Origin of the sequence: Pasteurella oralis (genome assembly GCF_042681465.1) — a bacterium.
Taxonomy (GTDB): domain Bacteria; phylum Pseudomonadota; class Gammaproteobacteria; order Enterobacterales; family Pasteurellaceae; genus Pasteurella; species Pasteurella oralis.
On record NZ_JBHUFP010000023.1, the window covers coordinates 1 to 1,243 of the forward strand.

Consider the following 1,243-nt stretch of genomic DNA (forward strand, 5'->3'; position numbering starts at 1 on the left):
TGTCTAAAGAAAAATTTGAACGTACAAAACCGCACGTAAACGTGGGTACAATCGGCCACGTTGACCATGGTAAAACAACTTTAACAGCAGCAATCACTACAGTATTATCAAAACACTTTGGTGGTGCAGCTCGTGCATTTGACCAAATTGATAACGCGCCAGAAGAAAAAGCGCGTGGTATCACCATCAACACATCACACGTAGAATACGACACAGAAACACGTCACTATGCGCACGTTGACTGTCCAGGACACGCAGACTATGTAAAAAACATGATTACTGGTGCTGCACAAATGGATGGCGCTATCTTAGTTGTAGCGGCAACTGATGGTCCAATGCCACAAACGCGTGAACACATTCTTTTAGGTCGCCAAGTAGGTGTACCTTACATCATCGTATTCTTAAACAAATGTGATATGGTAGATGATGAAGAGTTATTAGAATTAGTTGAAATGGAAGTGCGTGAACTTCTTTCTCAATATGACTTCCCGGGTGATGATACACCAATCGTACGTGGTTCAGCGTTACAAGCATTAAACGGTGTACCGGAGTGGGAAGCGAAAATTCTTGAATTAGCGGGTCACTTAGACAGTTATATTCCAGAGCCAGAGCGTGCGATTGACCAACCATTCCTTCTTCCGATTGAAGACGTGTTCTCAATTTCAGGTCGTGGTACAGTAGTAACAGGTCGTGTTGAGCGTGGAATCATCCGTACGGGTGAAGAGGTTGAGATTGTGGGAATTAAAGAGACCACAAAAACAACTGTAACTGGTGTTGAGATGTTCCGTAAGTTATTAGACGAAGGTCGTGCGGGTGAGAACGTTGGTGCTTTATTACGTGGTACGAAACGTGAAGAGATTGAGCGTGGCCAAGTGTTAGCGAAACCGGGTTCAATCACACCACATACAGACTTTGAATCAGAAGTTTACGTGTTATCAAAAGAGGAAGGTGGACGTCATACGCCATTCTTCAAAGGTTACCGTCCACAGTTCTATTTCCGTACAACAGACGTAACGGGTACGATTGAATTACCGGAAGGTGTTGAGATGGTTATGCCTGGAGATAATATCAAGATGACTGTAAGTTTGATTCACCCGATTGCGATGGACCAAGGTTTACGTTTTGCGATTCGTGAAGGTGGTCGTACAGTGGGTGCTGGTGTTGTAGCGAAAATTATCAAATAATTGAATTTTCAATTAGATTGAATAATAGAGGAAGGCGTATCGAGAGGTACGCCTTTTTT

Annotated in this window: 1 protein-coding gene; it reads left to right on the plus strand. The window is 43.3% G+C overall.

All coding sequences use genetic code 11. The features are described 5' to 3' along the window. The coding region (gene tuf / locus ACFSAV_RS09300; RefSeq protein ID WP_245853395.1) for an elongation factor Tu at positions 1 to 1,184 on the plus strand (1,184 nt) is incomplete at its 5' end. Positions 1,185 to 1,243 lie beyond the last annotated feature (59 nt).